Raw genomic sequence first — 263 nt, forward strand, 5'->3', positions numbered from 1 at the left:
TAATCAGGCTGGGTTTTGTTTTGCGTTTCCAATGGGACTCATGTATCTTTGGAATAAAAGCGTCTAGTCAAGAGGTGAACAGCAATGAGGCATGCATTGATTACGGCCGGGACGAAAGGGCTGGGCTTACAAGTGGTGGAAGGATTGCTGGAAGCGGGGTACAGTGTAACGGTTACTTATTTCAGTGACAAGGAAAAGGCTGAAACACTCCAACAAAAGTGGGCCCATAAAAAATTGCAGCTTGTCCAAGCGGATGTAACGAA

At 46.0% G+C, this 263-nt stretch carries 1 protein-coding gene; it reads left to right on the plus strand.

The window, feature by feature from the left end:
• Window positions 1-84 precede the first annotated feature (84 nt).
• A partial coding sequence (locus tag CHH91_RS18620; protein ID WP_141234226.1) for an SDR family NAD(P)-dependent oxidoreductase occupies window positions 85-263 on the plus strand: 179 nt, incomplete at its 3' end.

The sequence above is a fragment of the Virgibacillus sp. 7505 genome, from assembly GCF_002272135.1.
Lineage (GTDB): Bacteria > Bacillota > Bacilli > Bacillales > Amphibacillaceae > Terribacillus.